Source organism: Paramagnetospirillum sp. (assembly GCF_058402745.1).
The window spans coordinates 100,480-119,836 of the sequence record NZ_JBZVFI010000012.1; the positions used below are offsets into that span (position 1 = coordinate 100,480).

The 19,357-nt window shown below is 68.9% G+C and carries 12 protein-coding genes; 9 read left to right on the forward strand and 3 right to left on the reverse strand.

The window, feature by feature from the left end; all coding sequences use genetic code 11:
- Positions 1-46 precede the first annotated feature (46 nt).
- Together ACV4UZ_RS09865 and ACV4UZ_RS09870 are read left to right on the forward strand one after the other, a co-directional pair.
- Complete coding sequence (locus ACV4UZ_RS09865) at positions 47-2,659, forward strand: bacteriohemerythrin (RefSeq protein WP_491600700.1); 2,613 nt, start codon at positions 47-49, stop codon at positions 2,657-2,659.
- Between the two features lie 67 nt (positions 2,660-2,726).
- On the forward strand, positions 2,727-4,697 hold the full coding sequence (locus tag ACV4UZ_RS09870; RefSeq protein WP_491600701.1) for a PAS-domain containing protein: 1,971 nt from the start codon (positions 2,727-2,729) through the stop codon (positions 4,695-4,697).
- On the opposite strand, the gene ACV4UZ_RS09875 is transcribed toward ACV4UZ_RS09870, so the two are convergent.
- Complete coding sequence (locus ACV4UZ_RS09875) at positions 4,660-6,627, reverse strand: YgiQ family radical SAM protein (RefSeq protein ID WP_491600702.1); 1,968 nt, start codon at positions 6,625-6,627, stop codon at positions 4,660-4,662. The two genes, ACV4UZ_RS09870 and ACV4UZ_RS09875, sit on opposite strands and share 38 nt — an antisense overlap.
- A gap of 183 nt (positions 6,628-6,810) precedes the next feature.
- Here ACV4UZ_RS09875 and ACV4UZ_RS09880 point away from each other — a divergent pair, with 183 nt between their 5' ends.
- The 3 genes from ACV4UZ_RS09880 to ACV4UZ_RS09890 are packed head-to-tail and all read left to right on the forward strand — an operon-like array spanning position 6,811 to position 11,200.
- Entirely contained in the window at positions 6,811-9,360 is a 2,550-nt protein-coding gene (locus ACV4UZ_RS09880; protein WP_491600703.1) for an MMPL family transporter, read from the forward strand.
- Entirely contained in the window at positions 9,357-10,223 is an 867-nt protein-coding gene (hpnK, locus tag ACV4UZ_RS09885) for a hopanoid biosynthesis-associated protein HpnK (RefSeq protein WP_491600704.1), read from the forward strand. Before ACV4UZ_RS09880 ends, hpnK begins: the two co-directional genes overlap by 4 nt.
- A complete protein-coding gene (locus ACV4UZ_RS09890) occupies positions 10,220-11,200 on the forward strand; it encodes a lysylphosphatidylglycerol synthase domain-containing protein (protein WP_491600705.1) in 981 nt (326 codons plus the stop codon). Before hpnK ends, ACV4UZ_RS09890 begins: the two co-directional genes overlap by 4 nt.
- 106 nt (positions 11,201-11,306) lie before the next feature.
- Here the strand turns inward: ACV4UZ_RS09890 and ACV4UZ_RS09895 are convergent, their stop codons facing one another.
- Complete coding sequence (locus ACV4UZ_RS09895) at positions 11,307-13,466, reverse strand: methyl-accepting chemotaxis protein (RefSeq protein ID WP_491600706.1); 2,160 nt, start codon at positions 13,464-13,466, stop codon at positions 11,307-11,309.
- A gap of 210 nt (positions 13,467-13,676) precedes the next feature.
- On the opposite strand from ACV4UZ_RS09895, the gene ACV4UZ_RS09900 reads away from it, so the two are divergent.
- The 4 genes from ACV4UZ_RS09900 to ACV4UZ_RS09915 all read left to right on the forward strand — a co-directional run bounded on the left by ACV4UZ_RS09900 (position 13,677) and on the right by ACV4UZ_RS09915 (position 18,217).
- Positions 13,677-14,669, forward strand: a complete 993-nt coding sequence (locus tag ACV4UZ_RS09900) for an RluA family pseudouridine synthase (protein WP_491600707.1) — start codon at positions 13,677-13,679, stop codon at positions 14,667-14,669.
- A gap of 97 nt (positions 14,670-14,766) precedes the next feature.
- On the forward strand, positions 14,767-15,456 hold the full coding sequence (locus ACV4UZ_RS09905) for an HAD-IA family hydrolase (RefSeq protein ID WP_491600708.1): 690 nt from the start codon (positions 14,767-14,769) through the stop codon (positions 15,454-15,456).
- Positions 15,453-17,474 carry an AsmA family protein gene (locus tag ACV4UZ_RS09910; RefSeq protein WP_491600709.1) on the forward strand — a complete coding sequence of 674 codons (2,022 nt, stop codon included), beginning with the start codon at positions 15,453-15,455 and terminating at the stop codon, positions 17,472-17,474. Before ACV4UZ_RS09905 ends, ACV4UZ_RS09910 begins: the two co-directional genes overlap by 4 nt.
- 32 nt (positions 17,475-17,506) lie before the next feature.
- Entirely contained in the window at positions 17,507-18,217 is a 711-nt protein-coding gene (locus ACV4UZ_RS09915) for an ATP12 family chaperone protein (RefSeq protein ID WP_491600710.1), read from the forward strand.
- On the opposite strand, the gene ACV4UZ_RS09920 is transcribed toward ACV4UZ_RS09915, so the two are convergent.
- Positions 18,204-19,310 (reverse strand): methyltransferase domain-containing protein, encoded by a 1,107-nt coding sequence (locus tag ACV4UZ_RS09920; protein WP_491600711.1) that lies wholly within the window; start codon positions 19,308-19,310, stop codon positions 18,204-18,206. The genes ACV4UZ_RS09915 and ACV4UZ_RS09920 overlap by 14 nt on opposite strands.
- Between the last annotated feature and the right edge of the window lie 47 nt (positions 19,311-19,357).

The following is a 19,357-nucleotide window of genomic DNA, read 5'->3' on the forward strand; positions in this document are numbered from 1 at the left end:
GAGGGAGGTCGTCTCGCCCGGCCCCGTTGCGTGGATGGGGGGCGCCATGGCCGGCTTGATCAAGGTTGACATCGCCGCCGGCCTGTCGTGGGTCGAAATCCCCGATCGCGATCTGCGGGTGCTGTGCGGCTGTCCCGCCGATTCCGTCAAGCACATGATGCTGCGCGGGCTGATCCGCCCCACCGAGGTGGGGGGAATCCGCTGCGAGACCGGCCCTTCGGCCATTCTGCTCTCCGACGTGATGATTCAGAACGGCGCCTTCTGCAATCTGGCCGAATTTCCCGTGCTGCAGATGTTCTACCGCCAGGGCATGCTGTTGCCCGGCCACCCCAACAACACCGGGCGCCGCCCCCTGCTGATCGGCCGCAACGAGCAGCTCCAGGCCCAGTTCCAGTACATCTACCGCGGCAATTACGGCCTGATTTCCGTCGAGGAACTGATGGAGGCCGGCCTGGACGAGGCCACCGCGCGCGAGATGATGCGCCTCAAGCTGCGTTTCGCCTTCGGCCGCATCCAGCATCCGCGCGAACTGCTCGACACCAAGGCCCTGGCCGACGAGCCCATCGAGATCGCCGACGGCGTCCTGCTTCGCCGCACCGCGCTCAACCAATTCGAGTTTTCCTATGGCGGCGAGCGGGTGAGCGTCGACCTCAACCTGCCGCCCTTCGAGATCCATGAGTGCCCCTACACCCTGGGCTTCCACCAGATCCCGCGCGAATACTTCGCCGTCATCCATTCCGGCGACGGCGACGGTTGGGACATCCGGCGCCCCAGCATGGGCGCCATCCTGGTGTTCCAGGGGCGCATCTACCTGATCGACGCCGGCCCCAACCTGATCTACTCCCTCAATTCGCTGGGCATCGGCATCAACGAGGTGGAAGGCATCTTCCACACCCATTCCCATGACGACCATTTCGCCGGCCTGACCACCCTGATCCGCGCCGACCGGCGCATCAAGTACTTCGCCACCCCCATGGTCCGCGCCGCGGTGACCAAGAAGCTGGCCGCCCTGCTCTCCATCGAGGAGGAGGACTTTTCCGACTATTTCGAGGTCCGCGACCTGGTGATGGGCGAGTGGAACGACGCCGGCAGCCTGGAAGTCCGCCCCATCTTCTCGCCCCATCCGGTGGAGACCACGCCCTTCTACTTCCGCGTCCTGGCCGAGGGCGGCTACCGTACCTACGCGCACATGGCCGACATTTCCGGGCTCGACATCCTGGAAGGCATGATCTCCGAGGACCCGGACAAGCCGGGCCTGTCGCTCGCCTGGTTCGAACGCATCGTCGCCGACTACTTCGAACCGGCCGACGTCAAGAAGGTGGATATCGGCGGCGGCCTGATTCACGGCGTGGCCCAGGATTTCGCCGAGGACCAGTCGCGCAAGATCATCCTGTCCCACACCGCCCTGAAACTGACCGACGAACAGAAGCGCATCGGCTCGGGCGCCTCGTTCGGCACGGTGGACGTGCTGGTGCGCAGCTACCGCGACTTCGCCCGGCGCTCGGCCTACGAGCATCTGGCCGGCTACTTCCCCGAGGTCGGCGACGCCCACCTGCAGGTGCTGCTCAATTGCCCGCTGGAAAGCTTCAACCCCGAAACCATCCTGATCCGCGAGGGCGTGGTGGGCAACGCCATCTACCTGGTGCTGGCCGGCCAGGTGGAGATGCTGTCCTCGGACAGCCAGGTGCGCTCGCTGTTGTCGGCCGGCGCCCTGCTGGGGGAGCTGGCCGGGCTGCATGGCCTGCCGTCCATGGAGACCTACCGCGCCACCTCCTACGTCCAGGCCCTTCGCCTGTCCGCCGATTTCTACCTGGAATTCGTCAAGCGCCACGACCTGTTCGCCGCCATCTCACGTCTGATGGAGATCCGCGAATTCCTCAGCCACACCTGGCTGTTCGGCGAAGTGGTGTCCACCGGAACCCTCAACCGCATCGCCACCGACATGCGCCCGTGCGCCGTCGCCGCCGGCGAGGTGCTGTCGGTGGGTGATCGCAATGTCGCCCTGATCCGGGTCGGGTCGGCTCGCCGTCTGGTGGGCGACCAGGAACTGGAGATTCTGGGCCCGGGCGACTTCTTCGGCGAGGAAACCGCCGTGTTCGAGACGCCCAGGCTGTCGCGCATCGTCTCGTCGGAGCCCATGGAGCTTTACGTGGTGCCGGCCCGGACGCTGCAAGACATCCCCGGCGTGCGCTGGAAGCTGTTCGAGACCTTCCACCGCCGCACCCGCGCCTGCGCCGAGGCCCAGATCGTCACCACCGACGATCTGGTCTGGCGCGACGAGTATTCGGTCAACATCCAGCGCATCGACAACCACCACCGCCGCCTGTTCGAAATGGCCAACCGCCTGATCGAGGCGGTCCGCCTCGGCAAGGGCAAGACCGAGATGGGCGAGGCGCTGGACCTGCTGATGGGCTACGCCATGTACCATTTCGCCGAGGAGGAAGCGCTGCTGGAGCGCTACGGCTATCCCGAGGGCGGGGGCCATGCCGCCAAGCACCGACGGCTGATGGCCCAGATCCGCGAACTGGAGGAACGTCTGGCCGCGTCGGCCATCACCGCCGGCGAGGTCCTGACCTTCCTGCAGGACTGGATCGTCAACCACATACTGATGGAAGACAGACGCTACGCCCCCTTCATCAATTCAAAGGGCGTATACTAAGGTCAATGCCCTATGAAAGGGCGCCTCGAGCAGACAGAACAAGAAGCAGCCCCCGGGAGGACGCTGGATGATGGATGAGGGCCGGGAGGGCGCTCCACCCGATCGCGACATCGACATGACCATGATGCAGGGCGTGCTCGATCGTCTTGATCAGGGTATTTCCGTGTTTTCCGGCGACCTGCGCCTGATCTTGTGGAACCAGCGCTTCGCCGACCTTCACGACTTTCCCGAAGGCTTTCTCCATCACGGACTGAGCTTCGAGGACATCATCCGCTTCAACGCCCGACGCGGCGAGTACGGCGACTGCAACGTCGAGGCCTATGTGGCGACCCGGGTGGCATCGGCCCTGGAATTCCGCCCCCATCGCTTCGAACGGACCCGGCCCAACGGCACCACCCTGGACATCATCGGCAACCCGCTGCCGGGCGGCGGCTTCGTCACCACCTACTCGGACGTGACGGTCAACCGGCAGGTGGCCGAGAACCTGCGCTTTTCCAACGACCGTCTGGACCAGATGGTCGAGCGCCGCACCCAGGCCCTGCGGGAAAGCGAGGAGCGCCACCGCGCCTACGGCGAATTCCTGGAAGCCACCGTCCAGAACATGCCCCAGGGCGTCTGCCTGTTCGACAACGACCTCAACCTGGTGGTCGCCAACAAGGGCTTCTTCGAACTGACCCAGATTCCCGCCGGCTTCAACGTCAAGGGCATCAACTTCCGCGAATTCATGCTCTACAACGCCCAGCGCGGCGAGTACGGCCCCGGCAACCCGGCGGATCTGGCCGACCAGCGGGTCGAGCAGGCCCGCAAGATGGAGCCCCACGCCTTCGACCGCACCCGGCCCGACGGCACGGTGATCGAGGTGCGCGGCAACCCCATCCCGGGGCGCGGCTTCATCAGCACCTTCACCGACATCACCGCCCGGGCGCGGGCCGAGGAATCGCTGCGCGAGGCCGCCACCATGGCGCGGGCCATGCTGGACGCGCCCGGGCTGATCGTCCTGCTGATCCGCCTGGACGGAACCATCGTCGATCTCAACGAGGAGGCGGCGCGCGGCCTGGGGGCCGGCAAGGACGAGATGATCGGCAGCAACATCTTCACCTCCATGCCGCCCCGGGTGGCTGAACGGCGCTTCGCCCACGCCCAGCAGGCGGTGTTCGAGGGTCGCGCCGTCTATTTCGAGGACGAGCGCGACGGCCGCTGGTTCGAAACCACCATGACCCCCTACCCCATCGACCAGGACGGCATTCCCCGGGTGATGGTCATCGCCCACGACGTCACCCACCGCCACCAGGCGGAACAGCGCCTGCGCGAGGCCACCGCGCTGGCCCAGGCGGCCAACTGCACCAAGACCGACTTCCTGGCCGCCATGAGCCACGAGCTGCGCACGCCCTTGAACGCCATCCTGGGCTTTTCCGAGATCATCTCGCGCGAGATGTTCGGGCCGGTGGGCGAGCGCTACCGCGCCTACGGCCAGGACATCAATTCCGCCGGGCAGCACCTGCTGGCCATGATCAACGACATCCTGGACATCTCGCGCATCGAGATCGGCGCCTTCACCTTGTGCATCGAGCCGGTCGATCCGCACGAGCTGGCCGATTCCTGCCTGCGCCTGGTCAGCACCCGCGCCGAGGCCGGCGACATCCGGCTGGCCGAGGATCTGCCCGACACCTTGCCCCACCTGCTGATCGACGCCAGGCGGAGCAAGCAGATCCTGATCAACCTGCTGGGCAACGCCGTGAAGTTCACGCCGCCGGGCGGCTCGGTCACCCTCAGGGGAGAGAGGCTCACCTCGGGCGGCGTCGCCTTCCACGTGGCCGATACCGGCATCGGCATGAGCGAGGCCGACATAGCCATCGCCCTGTCGCCCTTCGGTCAGGTGGATACCGGCCTCGACCGCCGCTTCGAGGGCGCCGGGCTGGGCCTGCCCCTGGCCAAATCCCTGGCGGAACTGCACGGCGGCAGCCTGGACATCCGCTCCACCCCCGGCAAGGGGACCACGGTCAGCGTCTATTTCCCCGAATCGTGCATCGCGCCTTAGGCTTGGCCAGCGCCGCCGGACGCGGTCCTCCGGCGGCCTGACCACCGCGCGGCACCAGCTGGTGGTTGCCCGGTCCGATCAGGTCGGCGCGCCCCATCTTCTGCAGCACCTCGCGCAGGATCGGCCAGTTCTCGGGATCGTGCCAGCGCAGGAAGGCCTTGTGCAGCCTCCTCTGCCGCAGCCCCTTGGCGGTGAACACCTCCTCGCCTTCGCGGCGCACCGGCCGGATGGGGTCGCGGCCGCTGTGGTACATGGCGGTGGCCAGAGACATGGGCGTCGGCAGGAAGGTCTGCACCTGATCCAGCCGGAAACCGTTCCGTTTCAGCCACAGGGCGAGGTTCAGCATGTCGCGGTCGGTGGTGCCGGGATGGGCGGCGATGAAATAGGGGATGAGGTAGAGCTTCTTGCCCGCCCGGGCCGCCGCCTTCTCGAACATCTCCCTGAAGCGTTCGTAGGAGCCGATGCCCGGCTTCATCATCTTGGAAAGCGGCCCGTCCTCGGTATGCTCGGGGGCGATCTTGAGGTAGCCGCCCACGTGGTGGCGGACCAGTTCGTCCACATAGGCCGGGCTGGTCACCGCCAGATCGTAGCGCACGCCCGAGCCGATGCTGACCCGCTTCACCCCCGGGACAGCCCGCGCCGCGCGGTAAAGCCGGATCAGCGGGTCGTGGTCGGTGCCCAGCGTCTTGCAGATGTCGGGATAGACGCAGGACAGCCGCCGGCAGACCTTCTGCACCTCGGGCTCGCGGCAGCCCAGCCGCCACATGTTGGCGGTGGGCCCGCCCAGATCGGAGATGGTGCCGGTGAAGCCCTTGGTCCTGTCCCTGATCTCCGCGATCTCGCGCACGATGGAGGCCTCGGAGCGGCTCTGGATGATGCGGCCCTCGTGCTCGGTGATGGAGCAGAAGGAACAGCCGCCGAAACAGCCGCGCACGATGTTGATGGAAAAGCGGATCATCTCCCAGGCGGGAATCCTGGCCTCGCCGTAGGAGGGATGCGGTCCCCGCGCATAGGGCAGGTCGTAGACGCCATCCAACTCGGGAGTGGAGAGCGGCAGCGGCGGCTCGGCCACCCACACTTCCTTGTCGCCGTGGCGCTGGACCAGCGGCCGGGCGTTGAGCGGATTGCTCTCCTGGTGCAGCACCCGCGACGCCTGGGCGTAGAGCACGGGATCGTCCCGCACCTGCTCGAAGGACGGCAGGCGCACCACCACCTTGTCGCCCTTCACCGCCGGCTGGGCGACGTCGATGTCGGAGGCATCCACCACCCGCCAGTCCTCGGGCACGGCGTCGCGCACGAACACCGTTCCCCGGATATCGCGCATGGCCTTGGGGGCCTCGCCGGCCACCGTCCGGCGGGCGATCTCGACGATGGCCCGCTCGGCGTTGCCGAACACCAGCAGGTCGGCCTTGGCGTCCATCAGCACCGAGCGCCGCAGCTTTTCCGACCAGATGTCGAAATGGGCGATGCGGCGCAAGGACGCCTCGATGCCGCCGATCACCACCGGGACGTCCTTGAAGGCCTCGCGGCAGCGCTGGGCGTAGACGATGACGGCGCGGTCGGGCCGCCTGCCGCCCTCGCCGCCCGGGGTGTAATTGTCGTCGCTGCGGATGCGCCGGTCCGAGGTGTAGTGGTTGACCATGGAATCCATGTTGCCCGCCGTCACCCCGAAGAACAGGCGGGGCCGGCCGAGCGCGCGGAAAGGATCAGGCCCGCTCCAGTCGGGCTGGGCGATGATTCCCACGCGAAAGCCCTGGGATTCCAGCAGGCGCCCCACGATGGCCATGCCGAAGCTGGGATGGTCCACATAGGCGTCGCCGGTGACCAGCACCACGTCGCATTCGTCCCAGCCGAGCGCCTCCATCTCGGCCCGGCTCATGGGCAGGAAGGGCGCCGCCGGACGGCGGGGAAAGGAAAGGGGGGTGGTCATGGTCGGTCCCGGGTGTTGCCGCTTCCCTCTCTTCCTCCCCTTTGGCCCCTGGATGCAACATCTGATTTCCAGCAATGCAGCGATGTCGCTTGCCCTGTCCCCCCACTTCCAGGCACATTCCCGGCTTTGTTCCCGGCGGTTCCGGAAAGCCCGAAGACGATGGTTCGCGATTTGGCGGTTCGAGTGGTTGACTGGTGCTGGCGCCACGCCTGGGCGGTGGTGGCCGTCTCGCTGGCCGCCACCGTTCTGTTCGGCTGGTACGCCGCCACCCACCTGTCGCTGGACACCGACGAGAGCAAACTGATCTCGTCCGAGCTGCCCTACCGCAAGGTGGAAAAGACCATCGACCGGGCCTTTCCCCACTCCACCGACCGGCTGGCGGTGGTCATCGACGCCCCCACCGCCGAGCTGGCCGAGGACGCGGTGGAACGACTGGCCCAGGCCCTGCCGGTGGCCAACAAGGGCATCGTCCACGATGCCGCCCGGCCGCCCGAGGAAATGTACTTCCGCAAGAACGGCCTCCTGTTCCTGCCCGCCGCCGAGCTGGAGCAGGTGGTGGAGCGGCTGGTCCAGGCGCAGCCGCTGCTGGGTTCCATCGCCAAGGACCCCTCGTTGCGCGGCCTGCTGTCGGCGGTGGATCTGGTGCTGCAGGGCATCAGCCACGGTCAGGCGGTGCCCAAGGACATCGAGCCGCTGCTGGCCCAGCTGGAAGCGCCGGCCGCCGCCATCGCCGCCGGCCGGGCGCCCAGGCCGGTGGACTGGCAGGCGCTGATGTCGGGCGGCCCGGCCAAGGACGCGCCGCGCCGTTTCCTGATGGTCCATGGCGCACTCGATTACGGCGCGCTGGAGCCGGCCGCCGACCTGATCAAGGCGGTGCGCGCCACCGCCCGCGACCTGGGCCTGGTGCCCGAGCAGGGCTACCGCGTGCGCATCACCGGCGGCCTCGCCCTGGCCGACGCCAATTTCGCCACGGTGGCCGAGGGGGTGGAACTGTCGGCGCCGCTTTCCTTCCTGGGGGTGGCGCTGCTGCTGTTCTGGGGCGTGCGCTCGGCCCGGGTGGTGTGGGCCATCATGCTCTGCCTGGTGGTCGGGCTGGTGTGGACCGCCGCCTTCGCCGCCTGGGCGGTGGGCAGCCTCAATCCCATCTCGGTGGCCTTCGCGGTGATGTTCCTCGGCATCGCCGTGGATTTCAGCATCCAGTTCGTCACCGCCTACCGCAACCAGCGCCACATGGAGATGCCGCCCGACGGCGCGGCGCGCGGCGCGGCCGGCGCCATGGCGACGCCGCTGACCCTGGCGGCGGTGGCGACCGCCGTCGGCTTCCTGTCGTTCATGCCCACCGACTACACCGGCGTGTCCCAGCTTGGACTGATCGCCGGCGCCGGCATGATCATCGCGGTCGTGGTCAATTTCACCCTGCTGCCGGCCATGCTGGCGCTGGTCAACCCGCCGGCGGAGATGGAGCCGGTGGGGTTCCCGCTGCAAGCCTCGGACGCGGCCCTGCGCCGCCATGCCAAGCCCATCGTGGCCGTTTCCTGCGCCATCGGACTGGTGGGCGCCGTGCTGCTGCCGGTGGTGCCCATGGATTTCGACCCGCTGCACCTGCAGGACCCCAAGGCCGAGGCGGTGGCCACCTTCATGGATCTGGCCAAGGACCCCGACAACGGCGTCTACAACCTCGACACCCTGGCTCCGTCGGTGGAAGCGGCCCGCGCCCTGGCGGACAAGCTGTCCGGCCTGCCCGAAGTCCACCGGGCGATGACGGTCACCACCTTCATTCCCGAGGGCCAGGACGAGAAGCTGGCCCTGATCGGCGACGTGGCCATGGTGCTGGGTCCGACGCTGAACCCGGCCAAGGTTCTGCCCCCGCCCTCGCCCGACGACGTGCTGGCCGCCATCACCCGGCTGGCCGGCCAGCTGGAGACCGCCGCCCCGGACCACCCGCCGTCGCAGCGCCTGGCCAGGCATCTGAAGGCGGTCGCCGCCAAGGGGCCCCGGGCCGCCGAGGATTACCAGAAGGCCGCCGCCGGCCTGCCGGCCCTCTTGTCCAGCATCAGGCGCTCGCTGGAGGCCGAGCCGGTCAGCCTCGACACCCTGCCGGCCGAGCTGAAGCAGGGATGGATCGCCGTCGACGGCCAACGGGTCCGGGTCCAGGTTCTGCCCAAGGTGGACATCCAGGACGAGACGCTTCGCCGCCGCTTCATCGCCGCCGTCTCGGCGGTGACCCCCGAGGTGGCCGGCGCCCCCATCTCCATGGAAGAGGCCGGCAAGGTGGTGATCCGGGCCTTCGCCATCGCCGCCATGGGCGCCCTGGCGGCCATCGGCCTGCTGCTGGGCTTCATGGTCCGTCGGGTGCTGGATTCGGTGCTGGTGGTGTCGCCCCTGGTGCTGGGGGCGCTGGCCACGGTGGTGGCCGCCCGTCTGGCCGGCATCGAGCTGAACTTCGCCAACGTCATCGCCCTGCCGCTGCTGCTGGGCATCGGCGTGGCCTTCAACATCTATTACGTGGTCAACTGGCGGGCCGGAATCGTCGATCACCTGTCGTCGCCCACCACCCGGGCGGTGCTGTTCTCGGCGCTGACCACCGGCGTGGCCTTCGGCAGCCTGGCGGTGTCGCCCCATCTGGGCACCGCCTCCATGGGCATGCTACTGTTCCTGTCGCTGGGCATCACGGTTCTGTCCACCTTCGTGCTGCTGCCCGCCATCTTCCACCTGATCGGCAAGCCCAGATGACCCGGCGCCTTATCGTCACCGCCGACGATTTCGGCCGTTCCGTCGAGGTCAACCGGGCGGTGGAGGACGGCCACGCCAACGGCATCCTTACCGCCGCCAGCCTGATGGTCACCGAGGGCGCGGTCGAGGACGCGGTCGAGCGCGCCCGCCGGCTCCCCACCCTGGGAGTCGGCCTGCACGTCACCCTGGTGGACGGCATTCCCGCCCTGCCTCCCGCCGAGATTCCCGATCTGGTGGATCAGCGGGGGATGTTCACCCTGGACCTGGTGCGCCTCGGCACCCGCATCTTCCTGTCGAAGGCCACCCAGCGGCAGGTGACGGCCGAGATGCGCGCCCAGTTCGAGCTGTTCAAGGCCACCGGTCTGCAACTCGCCCATGTGGACTTCCACCACCACTACCACCAGCACCCGACGGTGTTCGATCTGGTGCTGGATCTGGCGGTGGAGTACGGCGCGCCCGGCATCCGCATCCCGTGGGAGCCGCCGCTGCTGTCCTATCGGGCGCGGGGCGACCGGCTGGGCACCCGGCTGTTCAACGGCATCTTCCACTGGCGGCGCAACCACGCCATGGCCGCCAAGGCCCGGTCGCGCGGCCTGCTGGTCAACCAGCGGGCCTTCGGCGTCAACGATTCCGGCCAGATGGACGCCGCCAAGGTGAACTCGTTCCTGGACGTGCTGCCCGATGGCCTGTCGGAGATCTACTGCCATCCCGCCACCGCCCATTGGAGCGCGCCGCGCCCCATGCCGCCCCACTATCGCATCGACGAGGAGTACCAGGCCCTGATCGCCCCGGAAAACCGCCGCAAGGTCGCCGAACTGGGTATCCGTCTCACCACCTTCGCCGCCGAGGCCGCCGGCCGATGAAAGCCAACCTGCTGCGCCTTGGCGTCATCGTCCTGATCATCGCCGCGGCCTGGTACATGCGCGACGGCTTCGGCGACGTGGGCGGCGCGCTCGAGACCGCCGGATGGGGCGGCGTGGTGCTGATGGCGCTGACCCACGTCCTGCCGGTGGCGCTGTGCGGGGTGGCCTGGGGCCTGCTGCAGGACGAGATTCCCACCTGGAAGTTCTCGGTGGCCCGCTGGATCAAGGACGGAGTGGGCGAGCTGGCCGGCATCCTGCCGCTGTCGGGCGAGATGGCGGCCATCCGCCTGATGACCCGCTACGGCTTCCGCGTCGCCGATTCCACCGCCATCGTCATGGTGGACGTCACCGCCGAGGCCATCGCCCAGTTCTTCTTCAGCATCCTGGGCGTCGCCCTGTGGCTGCACCTCTACCCCGAGGCCGAGGTCACCCGCTGGGCGCTGATCGCGCTGGGGGTCAGCATTCCCGGCCTCGCCATCTTCGTGGCGCTGCAGCGCTCGGTGGTGATGCGCTTCCTGGAGACCCTGCCGGCCCGGATCATGCCCCATGCCTGGGACGCCCCCGAGGCCGATGCCGGGGTGCACGCCGCCGTGCTGACGCTCTATTCCGACCACCGGCGGTTCGCCCGCTCGGTGTTCTGGCACATCCTGGCCTGGGCGGCGGGCGCCATCGAGGCCTGGGTGGCGCTGTGGCTGCTGGGCTACCCCATGGGGCTGGCCGAGGTGCTGGCGCTGGAAAGCATCATCTACGCCATCCGCTCGGTGGCCTTCGTGGTGCCGGGCGCCATCGGGCTGCAGGAAGGCGGCTACATGCTGGTGGGCGCCGTCCTCGGCCTGCCCACCGAGATCGCCCTGGCGGTCTCGCTCCTGAAGCGCGGCCGCGAGCTGCTGATGGGGCTGCCCGCCCTGTTCGCCTGGCACTACATCGAGCATTCCACCGCCAAGCAGAAGGCCCCGGCCGAGAAGACCGGGGCCTGATTGCGGGCAAGATGCCCGCGCTCCGAAAGGAGCGCCTTCCGATACGTTGCGGGCGGGGCGCCCGCGCTCCGAAAGGTTAATGGGAGCGCGGGCGTCCCGCCCGCCCTTAAGCGCTGCGGATTTCCTTGATGAAGCCCGCCACCTCCTGGGCCAGCTGGTTGGAGGCGCCCTTGAGGCCGTTGGCGGCGTCGTAGACCTGATCCGACATCAGCTTGGTCTCCTCGGCTGCGTCCGACACCACCTGGACGTTCTCGGCGGCCGAGGCGGTGCCGTGGGCGGCCTGTTCCACCGAGCGGGCGATCTCGGCGGTGGCCGCGCCCTGCTCCTCCACCGCGGCGGCGATGGCCGATGACAACTCGCTGATGTTGCCGATGGTATCCGAGATGGAGCGGATGGCGTCCACCGCCGAACGGGTCTCGGTCTGGATGGCGGTGACCTGCTGGCCGATCTCCTCGGTGGCCTTGGCGGTCTGGTTGGCCAGATGCTTGACCTCGTTGGCGACCACGGCGAAGCCCTTGCCCGCCTCGCCGGCGCGGGCCGCCTCGATGGTGGCGTTGAGCGCCAGCAGATTGGTCTGGGAGGCGATGTCGGTGATCAGGTTGACCACGTCGCCGATCTTCTGCGCCGCCTCGGCCAGAGAGCGGACCATGCGGTCGGTCTCGCCCGCCTGACGCACCGCGTCGCCCGAGATGGTCGCGGCATGGGCCACCTGACGGGAAATCTCGGTCACCGAGGAGGACAGTTCCTGGGTCGCGGCCGAGACCGACTGGACGTTGGCGGTGACCTGACCGGTCATGGCGGTGACGTTGCCGGCCTGGGACATGGTCTGCTGGGCGTTGGCCGACAGGGTCTGGGCATTGCCCAAGAGCGAGCCCGACGACACGTCGATCAGATCGACCACGCCCTTGACCCGCTCCTCCAGGGACTTGGCGACACGGTTCAGTTCGGCCTTGCGGCTTTCCTCGGCCTGACGGTCCAGTTCGGCCTTTTCCAGGGCGGAATAGCCGATCTTGGCCTTCAGCGCCCGGAGCAGGGCGTGCAGCTGGCTGAATTCATGGACGTCGGCCACCGGAATCTCGTGGGCCTGATTGCCGGCGGCGATGGCGTCGAAATGGCGTTCCATGGCCATCATGGGCCTGCGGATGCCGCCCAGGATCCACACCGCCAGGACGAAGCCCAGGACGAGAGCGGCCACAAGGGCGGCGGCCACCATCATGGTCAGGGACGACACGTGCTGCTCGGCCAGGGCGAAGGTCTTGCCCGCATCCCTGTTCTGGAAGGCGATGAGATCCTTGAGCGCGGCATGGGTCGCGTTGAAGAGGGGCCGCATGGTCTCGCCGAAATGCCGGGCGAGAGCGGCGGCATCGTTCCTGCGCGCCATGTCCATGGCGGGAACAAGCCCCTGGTCCCGGAAGGCCGACCGCGTCGTCGTGAACCTGTCGATCAGCGCCTTCTCCTCGTCGGGATGGGAGCCCTCGGAATACTGCTGCCACTTCTTGTCGATGGTGGCGGCGTTGGCCTCGATGGCGGCGAGACGCTCGGCCACCGGCCGCCAATGCTGATTGGTCAGCATCTGCAACTCGATGGTGGCGACTTGCCGGTAATTCTCCTGCAGCAGATCGACGATCTCGGCCAGCTCGATGGCGGCCGTGGTGTTTTCCTTGTAAACCACCCGCAGATCGTTGCCCATGCTCCGCACGCCGTTGATGCCCAGACCACCGACGATCAGCATCAGAATACCCAGCACGGCCATGACGCCGCCCAGCCGGCCGGCGATGGAATTCTTCAGTACGGCCAGCCGGCCGGCCAGCCCGGTGGAGATAACCCGCCCGTCCCGGATGGCCAGACCCTGGGCCTTTCCTTCGCGGAACAGCTGATAGGCCTGCTCGGCGGCGTTGACCTGGGCGCGGGACGGCTTTGAGCGGATGGAGACGTAGCCGGCGATCTGGCCGTTCTCCATGATGGGCGTCACATTGGCCCGGACCCAGTAATGGTCGCCGTTCTTGGCCCGGTTCTTGACATAGCCTTCCCACGGCCGCCCGGCCTTGATGGCGGCCCACAGATCGGCGAAGGCCTCCTTGGGCATGTGGGGATGGCGCACCAGATTGTGGGGCGAGCCCAGCAATTCCTGCTCGGTGAAGCCGCTGATGTCGATGAAGGCCTTGTTGACGAAGGTGATGCGCCCGCCCGCGTCGGTGCGCGACACCAGCATGTCGCCGTCCTTCAGTTCCACCTCGCGGTTGGTGATCGGTCCATTGTCACGCATCGTCGCTCTCCCTCTGGCCGCACGTCATTCGGGCAGGATGGAATCCTTGCACAATTATCCACGCCCTACGACATAAATTGCCCAAGCCTTTAGAATGGTACGTTACTTTACGTATTCAAGGCTGCTAATGAAATTTCCCAGCGTGACGGTGGGAAAAGGGGGAAAAGTTTCTGTTGTGCCCTCCCCCATCCCGCCGCTAGGGTCCGCCCCATGAGCGAAGTCCAGACCCTGACCGTCACCGAGGACGAGGCCGACATCCGCCTCGACCGTTGGTTCAAGCGCCACTTTCCCGCCATCGGCCACGGGCTGCTGGAAAAGTGGCTGCGCGCCGGCAACGTCCGGGTGGACGGCAAGCGCGCCAAGTCCAACCAGCGCCTGGAAGCCGGACAGGCGATCCGCGTGCCGCCCCAGCCCGCCGCCGAGGCGCCGCCGCGCGAGGCCAAGCCCGTTCCGGTGGACGACAAGACGGCGCGCATGCTCAAAGACGCCGTCCTTTACATGGACGACGACGTCATCGCGCTGAACAAGCCGGCGGGACTGGCGGTGCAGGGCGGCACCGGCATGGCCGACAAGCACCTGGACGCCTGGCTGGACGCGCTGAGCTTCGGGGCGGGCCGGCCCAAGCTGGTCCACCGCCTGGACAAGGACACCTCGGGCGTGCTGCTGCTGGGCCGCACCGCCAACGCCACCGCCAAGCTGGCCGCCGCCTTCAAGAGCCGCTCGGCGCGCAAGTGCTACTGGGCGCTGGTGGCCGGCGTGCCGCGCTATCCCCAGGGCCGCATCGACGCGCCGCTGGCCAAGCTGCCCGGCAAGGCCGGCGAGAAGGTGGCGGTGGACAAGGAGGACGGCAAGCACGCCGTCACCTATTACCGGGTGGTGGATTCCACCCTGAAGCGGGCCGCCTGGCTGGAGATGGAGCCCCGCACCGGACGCACCCACCAGCTGCGCGCCCATTGCCTGCTGCTGGGCACGCCGATCATGGGCGACGGCAAGTATGGCGGCAAGGAGGCCCTGATCGAGGGCACCGGCGTGTCGCGCAAGCTGCACCTGCACGCCCGCGCCGTGCGGCTGCCCCATCCGCGCACCGGGCGACCGCTGGAAGTGGTGGCGCCGCTGCCGCCCCACATCAAGGCCAGCTTCGACTTCTTCGGCTTCACCGAGGGCGAGTCCGGCCCGCCTTTCGCCGCCTTCGAGGAAGAATAGAATCCTTCATCGTTCCGCCGCATTCCGGCGGTTGGTTGCCGAGGCCCGATGGGGTAAGATAACCCCACGAAAAATACGAGCAGCGCGCCGGAGTCCGATGTCCCATCTGCGCCTTGCCGTCTTCGATGTGGACGGCACCCTGGTGGACAGCCAGCACAACATCGTCTCGGCCATGACCGAGGCGTGGGGCAACTTGAACCTGGGCATCCCCCGGCCCGAGCAGGTCCGCCGCATCATCGGCCTGTCCCTGGTGGACGCCTGCGCGGTGCTGCTGCCCTGGGCCAACCCCACCGTTCACCGCGCCGTAGCCGATGCCTACAAGGAAGCCTTCCGCGCCATGCGCCTGCTGCCCGACACCATGGAACCGCTGTTTCCCGGCGTGAAGGAGGCCCTCGACCGCCTGGAGGGCGAGGGCTGGCTGCTGGGTCTGGCCACCGGCAAGTCGCGACGCGGCGTCGATTCCCTGCTGGAGGCCCACGATCTCAAGGGCCGCTTCGTCACCATCCAGACCGCCGACGACAACCCCAGCAAGCCCAACCCGGCCATGCTGCGCCGCGCCGCCGCCGATTGCGGGCTGGAGCCGGGCGAGATCGTCATGATCGGCGACACCGCCTACGACATGGCCATGGCCGCCGCCGCCCGCACCGCCGCCGTCGGCGTGTCTTGGGGCTACCATTCCCTGGACGAGCTGCAGCGGGCCGGCGCCCAGGTGGTGCTCGACACCTTCGACAACCTGACCGAGGTGCTGGACGCGCTGACCGGAGACAAGTCCGGGGACGGGGCATGAAGCCAGGCACGATCGCCAGGATCGTCGCCGGTCTGATCCTGGTTCTGGTGGTCGCGGTGATCGCGGCCGGCAAATCCCTCAAATCCGACGTCTACAACGCCTTCCTCGCCGAACGGGTCCGGGAGGCCACCGGCCTCGACCTCACCTTCGCCGGGGCCACCAAGCTGAAGCTGGGGCCGTCGCCGGTGCTCAGCTTCACCGGCGTGACCCTCTCCGCCGGCAAGGGAGCGGAAATCCTCTACATCGACCGCATCGAGGCACGCGTCGCCCTGGTGCCGCTGGCGCTCCGCCAGTTGCGCCTCGAAAGCCTCGGCCTCTTCCGTCCGGTGCTGCACGCCCAGAACCTGTCTCGGCTGGGCCGGATGACGCCGCCGGACGTCACCGCTCCGCCGGCCGGCGCTCCGCTGACCCGCCTCGCCCTGTCCGAGGTGGGAATCGAGGACGCCGCCATCCGCTGGAGCGGCGGCACCGTCCAGGTGGCCAAGGCGACGATCCGTCCGGAAAGCGAGGCCGGCGGCCCCCTGTCGCTGCAGGTGAACGGCCGCTGGCAGGACAAGGGCTTCGACCTGACCGGCGTGGTCGGCCCACTGTCGGCCCTGGCCGGCGCCAAGCCCTATCCCGTCCAGTTCAAGGGCACCCTGGGCGGCGCCACCCTGACCCTGCGCGGCACCATGGCATCGCCCCTGGCCGCCAAGGGGCTGGAGTTCGACATCCGCGCCCAGGGCGAGGAACTGGCCGAATTGCTGCGCCTGCGCCCCGGCACGCCGCCCAGCCGGACCTTCGGCCCCTTCAAGCTGGCCGCCCGCCTCTCCGATTCCGCCGGCCCCCTGGCGCTGGCCGATATCGACGCCATCATCGGCCGCCGGGAATCCCTGCTGATCACCGCCAAGGGTCATGTGGCCGATGCCACCGGCCCGGCCGGCGTCGATCTGGCCTTCGGCCTGGAGGCGGATTCCCTGGCCGGCGCGACGCGCCTGCTGGGCCTGGGCCTGGACCTGCCCAACGCCGGGCCGGTCAAGCTGTCGGCCCGCCTGACCGACATCGAGGGCGGCTGGCGCCTCACCGGCCTGAAGAGCACCCTGGGCCGCAGTGATCTGGCCGGGGAACTGTCCCTGGTGCTGACGCCCCGTCCCCGCCTCTACGGCCGGCTGGGCGCCGCCCTGCTCAATCCGGGCGACTTCTCGCTGCCGCCGCCGCGCGGCGGGCCGCCGGCCCAGGCCTCGCAGCCACAGCGGCCGGCCATCCCCATCGATGACGGCCGCATCCTGGGCACCGACCCTCTGCTCCTCGATCTGGTCCGCGACATGGATGCCTCGCTGTCGCTGGCCGCCACCCGGCTGCCCTGGGGACCGGTCACCCTGTCCGATGCCGCCGTCGAACTCAACATGGCCGCCGGCCGTCTGGCGCTGACCGGGTTCACCGCCCGGGCGGGCGAGGGACGGCTCGCGGGGGAGATGAAGCTGGACGCCGCCGCCCGGACGCCGCTTCTGACGCTGCGCCTGTCCGCCGCCGCCGCCGACCCCGCCTTGCTGACCGGCGGCGCCCTGAAGGGGGCCAAGGCCGATTTCGCCGTCGACCTCAAGGCCCAGGGCACCAATCCGCGCAATCTTGCCGGCAGCGCCGAGGGCAGCCTGTCCCTGGCCCTGGGCGAGACCGTGCTGACCGGCAAGGCCGGCGGCGATCTGGCCGCCCGGCTGGCCCGCGACATCGACCCGCGCGCCCAGGAGGCCGAGGGGCTGCGCCTGCGCTGCCTGGTGGCCCGCCTGCCGGTCAAGGCCGGGCTGATCGGCCTGGACAAGGGCCTGGGCGCCGAGACCGCCGCCGCCGCCGCCATGGCCATGGGCAGCATCGATCTGCGGACCGAGGCCCTGGACGTCACGGTCGTCAGCCGGAGCGCCCCGCCGCTGAAGGTCAAGGGCATGCTGGGAAATCCGGTGGTCACGCCGGAAGGAGCGGGCAAGGGCGCCGCCGACGCCGCCCCCTGCCGCACGGCCCAGGCCCGCCGCCTTCCCCGTTAAAGCAACACACCATCCGAGAAGGCTTCGTTCCCGTGCTCAAGTCCATCAAGCGCTTCTACAAGGAATCGGCGGTCACCCCCCGTGACGGCGGCTTCGCCATCCTGCTGGACGGCAAGGCGATCAAGACCCCGGGCGCCCGCCCCCTGGCCGTCCCCGCCCTCGCCCTGGCCGAGGCCATCGCCGGCGAGTGGCGCGACCAGGGCGACATGGTGCTGCCCTCCACCATGCCCATGACCCAGCTGGCCAGCACCGCTCTCGACCGCGTCGGCCCCGAGCGTCCCCACATGGTCCAGCAACTGATGAACTACGCCGGCACCGACCTGCTGTGCTATCGCGCCGAAACGCCCGCCGATCTGGTGGCGCGCCAGAGCGCCGCCTGGCAGCCGCTGCTGGATTGGGCGGCCCAGGTGCTGGACGCGCCCCTCGCCGTCACCACCGGGCTGACCGCCCTGCCCCAGCCCGAGGCCTCGCTGGCCGCCCTGCGGATTCGGGTGGAGGCCTATGACGACTGGCGCCTGACCGCGCTGCAATCGGCCACATCGGCCATGGGCTCGCTGATTCTCGGCCTCGCCCTCACCGAGGGGCGCCTGGACGCCGAGGCGGCCTTCCAGGCTTCGCAGGTGGACGAAACCTACCAGATCGAGCAATGGGGCGAGGATTGGGAGGCCGCCGACCGCCGGGCGGCGCTGAAGGCCGACATCGAGGCCGCCGCCCGCTTCCTCGGGCTGTTCACCCCTTCCTGAAGGCGCACCAGAAGCCGGGCGGGCCACGGTGGCGGTCGATCTCGATGGCCGCCTCGCGAAATCCGGTCTCGGCGGCCAGCCGGCGAAGATAGGCGCGGCTGTGGGCGTATTCGCCCGGCTTGGTCACGGCGATCCGGCGGGGATCGCCCAGGGGATCCACCGAGAACAGGAACGCTCCGTCCGCCTCGAGCAAGCGGGCGGCCTGGACGAAGAACGGCCGCAGATCGGCGAAGTAGTACAGCACGCAGGAGGCGAAGATGGTCTCGAACGGGCCGTCGATGCCGGCCAGCGCATCGGGCAGGCAGCCTTCGACCAGGGTGTCGTAGGTGTTGCGGGCCCGAGCCTGGACCAGCATGGCCGGTGACCGCTCGATGCCGGTCACCGAACTGGCGGAAGCCGGCAGCTTGGCGGCCAGCAGGCCGGTCCCGGTGCCCAGTTCCAGCACGCGGCGCAGCCTTCGGCCGGGGAAGGTCTCCTGATAGAGGCGCAGCATGCGGTCGCTGAAGAAATTGTGCAGGTCGTTGCCGTCGTAGCCGTCGGCGATGGCGTCGAGCCGCTCCACCGTGGTGGCCTCCCCGGCGGTGCCGTCCCAATCGGGGAGCAGCCGGCCGAAGCACTCCACCGCCTCCTCCGCCCGCCCGCCGCCCAGAAGGGCCATGGACAGGTTGTGGCAATGGGCCGGGTTGTCGGGATCGCCCGCCTGGGCCAGCGTCAGTGTGTCGATGGCGGCCTGGAACTTCCTGGTCTGCAGTTGGGCCATGCCGCGATAGGGCAGAAAGCGCCAGTCGCCGGCGATCTGAGCCTCGTGATGGGCGCAGACCCGTTCCACGTCGGCATGGGCGTGGAGATGGGACAGGGCGTGGACCAGATCGAACAGCAGATCCGCCTGGGGATCGCGGCGCACCGCCTCGACCATCGCCTCGATGCCGTCCTGGTCGCGGCCGCAGGCCAGATAGACCTTGCCCATGAGATTGCGCGGCAGCGGGTCCCGGGGCCGGAGCGCCTCCGCCCCCTGGAATGCCGTCAGCGCCCCCGGGAAGTCCCCCTGACGGGCGAGGCCGACACCATGTTGAATGAACTCCTCGAAGGTCATCGCGCCGCTCCGAAAGGTTTGGTCATTGGTACTCCGCCGCTCCGGCC